Origin of the sequence: Bradyrhizobium sp. WSM1253 (genome assembly GCF_000244935.1) — a bacterium.
Classification (GTDB): domain Bacteria; phylum Pseudomonadota; class Alphaproteobacteria; order Rhizobiales; family Xanthobacteraceae; genus Bradyrhizobium; species Bradyrhizobium canariense.
In genome coordinates this window covers 1-3,197 of the sequence record NZ_JH600073.1, presented here as the reverse complement: position 1 = coordinate 3,197, position 3,197 = coordinate 1, and the positions used below count along the sequence as shown (strand labels likewise).

Below are 3,197 nucleotides of genomic sequence, written 5' to 3'. Positions count from 1 at the left end.
CGCCGAAACGACACTCGCCAGGCGCGCCCGCCGCCGCCACGTGAACACCAAACTCGTCGAAATGCCGTGCCGCCGCGCGATCTCCGTCACAACCGCGCCGGGCGCCAGCGTCTCTTCGATGATCCGCATCTTATCGTCGCGAGACCAGCGACGACGACGCTCAACCCCGCCCAGGACCTCTACCCGCATCTACCGACCTTAAGGCTAGCCTTAAAGCTAGATCCTCGTCGGATACCTGCAACTCAACAAGGCGGCCCACCCCGGAGGAATACGAAAAGGTGGTTGGCGGGTCCTCGGGATTTTGCTCGCCAGCATCGCTTTACGCCTGATTGAGCGCTGGACGACTCCATCTGATGCTTAGCTGTTTGGGCGCTACGGGAGCCGCACCGCGGTGATCGTGCAGAGGGTCGTGACGGTGTATGTCATGTTGCAGAGACCTATCGTGTCTGCGGCGCTCTTGGCGAATTGAAAGTTCCAGAATTAACCTCCGCATGGACATCAAGCTTAACGCGCGACCTTTGTTGCGTCGTTGTCGTTTCGCGGAAATACTTTGATAAACGCGAGCATTTTTTCTGATTTTATTTCTCGTGACTGCCTAAACCAAAGGCGTCATTATGATCAGGTATTCATCGTACAGCAGCACCAACTATCGCGATAAACCTCGCGAGAAGATTGAATGGCTCGACCCGCTTCAACGGCGATATCGTGAACTGCTAGAGCTGCGCGAGCGGGTAAAACAAGCCGAGGCCGCGAGAGCGCGAAAATCGCGCGACAGGCGACGATCACAAAAGTGATTTGATCACGCCGCGCTAACGGTCATTCTTCCGCCGCAGCCGCTGATCCTAACCGCGGTGGTCGAGATGTCCTACGAACGGCGAAACGGGTGAAACTACCAGGGGTGTCCTGTCAGCCTGGCCGATATTGATCGCTTTTTCCGCACGCGCCGCGCGTAACCTACGGTCCGAGCTACGGTCAGTTTGGCAGCCTTACGACCATAGTTTCCAGCGAGCTTCCGCAGCGCGCCGACTTCTCCAGGCACCCTGCTCTCCTCCGCCAAATCCCGGCAGATGCGCTCCAGACGCTTGAGATCGTCGATGTCGTGCTGATGCCCCATGCAACCGATCAGACTCCCGCCGCGTGGTCGCCGTCAAGTCTAGGGAGTCCGTCCACGGCCCCGGGCCGCACAGGCAGTATGCTGTCAGTCGATCGATTTTCCAGACGGTGGGCGGGGTTTCTAAGGCGCTAGGGATGGCTTTTGATTGGTATTTCCCTGCCACGGCTTAGAGTGCTCATGCTCAGCAATCCACTTGACCGCGTCACCTTCCGTAATAAAGCCCTTGATGACTTCCGTTTCGCCATCGGGCCACAGAATATCGACCCCCCAGCCGAGTCCGGGATTTTTCCGAGCCATGAAAGTTGGTCGCTGCTCGAACATCCGCCGAATATGCGCCTGTGGCACCCAGGTTCAAGCCAGCTATCCTGCCGCAATCAAACTATCCCACCGGGTCCGCCCGCCAGGCTGGCCGGTTCGATTCATGTGCAATGTCTAACCTACGACTCGCAGTAGCCGCGCACGCGGTCCCAGCTACTAGGAATCGATAATTTGCGCGGTGCTGACGATGCCGCTGTGATCGCGGTATGCGCGCTCCCCGTCGATACACAAAATGGGCGGGCCATTATCCGCCCGGTAGTCCTGCTGAATGGCTGGCAGACGGCCGTTTGACCTGCGGCATCCAGTGCCTGAACGGCTCTTGCGATCGCGGGGTCGACGTGCGGCTCGACGCGCTCGCGCAGGATCAGCCCTGGTCGCGTGTCGGCTTGTGCCTGGTCTGCTCGGCATGCGGCCAAAGATCGGCGCAAGATCATTGATACATGCTAAGTACTTAGGTTCCACTTTCGGCTGGAACCGGGAAGTTTTCCAGGGACACATGAAAAACCCGCCGGCTCCGGTAGCCGACGGGTTCTCAATGCCCATGCGTACCGCGGTACTCGTCACCAGTCCGCGATGATCGATCGTACCGCGCTACTCGTTGACGCCGGGTTACCGCCTCCCCCTTCGGCGATGTGTCATTAGCCGTTGCCGGTCGCGCTTCTTCATTCGCTGCCGGCGCTTCATGGCTCGATCGGCTTTCGTTGTGCCAAGCGGCCTAGTAGTCGGCCATGAGCGCCTTCAGCATTCGTCCCGTGTTGCACACCGCAAAGACGAGCTTGCCCTCATCGCTGGCGTGGTTGCACATCAGTTGCGCGGCGATCTGGGCCATGCTCTCGCAGTCGGAAATCCGTCCTTCCAAATCACGGAACGCCTGCGAGTGGAGTTTGCCGATATGCTCTTCGGAATACCCGGCGGCAGGCAGCTGGGCTCCGGGGAATTGGACAACCTCGCTCATTTGCTGCACCCCCGCCAGGGCCTTGGCCGCGGTCGCCATGCTTTCGAAGAGTGGCAAACTCCCGTCGAAAGCGTCGGCATTGTTGTCGGTTACAGTCGCAGTCTCCCTGCCGAAAACGTCCAGCTCGGTGATCGTAGCTCGCAAGAGTTGAAAGGACTGATGACTGCCAAGCGATTACGCCTGACACTGTTACCAGCCGACGCATCATCCGCGCGCCGCACCGGCGTGGGTTGCGAAGTGGCTGGCGCACTGGCTGCGTTCCCTCGTGCATAAGGGCTTGAAACGTCGCCTCGGCGTCAAAAGCCGCAGATGGCCGCCGCTGTGATCTTCATGGGTTGGAACGCCCAGAGCGCGCAAGAGGTTAGATACATTGCGCACCATCGCGGCGGCGCTGACCGGGCGCTGGATTCGAGGCAGCACATGAAAATCACGTACGAAGACGGCGAAGTCATCGCCATAGCATCGGATGATCATACTTTAATCGGCGGCCACCACCGCCTCGCGGTGGCGGCCAGCCTCGGTAAAAAACTGTTCTGGCGAGATACCGGCGAACCAGTGAAGCTTGATCACTTCTTCAAGCATTATGTAAGTTCTCTTCGACATACAGCCTGATCCGCCCGACGAGCGTTGTTCGGTACATTGCAACTACGCCAATTGAGGCGGGGCAGCTTTCATTTTCACACCCCATCGCTCTCCAGCGTTCCGGCCTCCAGCTTCGCCCAATGCTGGCATTGAACCAACATCGCTCCAGGTATTCGCGGTCGCAGGCCGATAAGAAAATGCGTTATTGTCACACCATGCTGCGCGTCT

3 protein-coding genes are annotated in these 3,197 nt (G+C 58.9%); 1 reads left to right on the top strand and 2 read right to left on the bottom strand.

The features are described 5' to 3' along the window. On the bottom strand, nucleotides 1-189 hold a 189-nt coding region (locus tag BRA1253DRAFT_RS46095), incomplete at its 3' end, for a transposase (RefSeq protein ID WP_007590554.1). 1,958 nt (nucleotides 190-2,147) lie between these two features. Continuing rightward, nucleotides 2,148-2,531 (bottom strand): hypothetical protein, encoded by a 384-nt coding sequence (locus tag BRA1253DRAFT_RS01845; RefSeq protein ID WP_007590551.1) that lies wholly within the window; start codon nucleotides 2,529-2,531, stop codon nucleotides 2,148-2,150. A 165-nt stretch (nucleotides 2,532-2,696) separates the two neighbouring features. Between BRA1253DRAFT_RS01845 and BRA1253DRAFT_RS45015 the strand changes: the two genes are divergently transcribed. Next, nucleotides 2,697-2,999 (top strand): hypothetical protein, encoded by a 303-nt coding sequence (locus BRA1253DRAFT_RS45015; protein ID WP_035992568.1) that lies wholly within the window; start codon nucleotides 2,697-2,699, stop codon nucleotides 2,997-2,999. Nucleotides 3,000-3,197 lie beyond the last annotated feature (198 nt).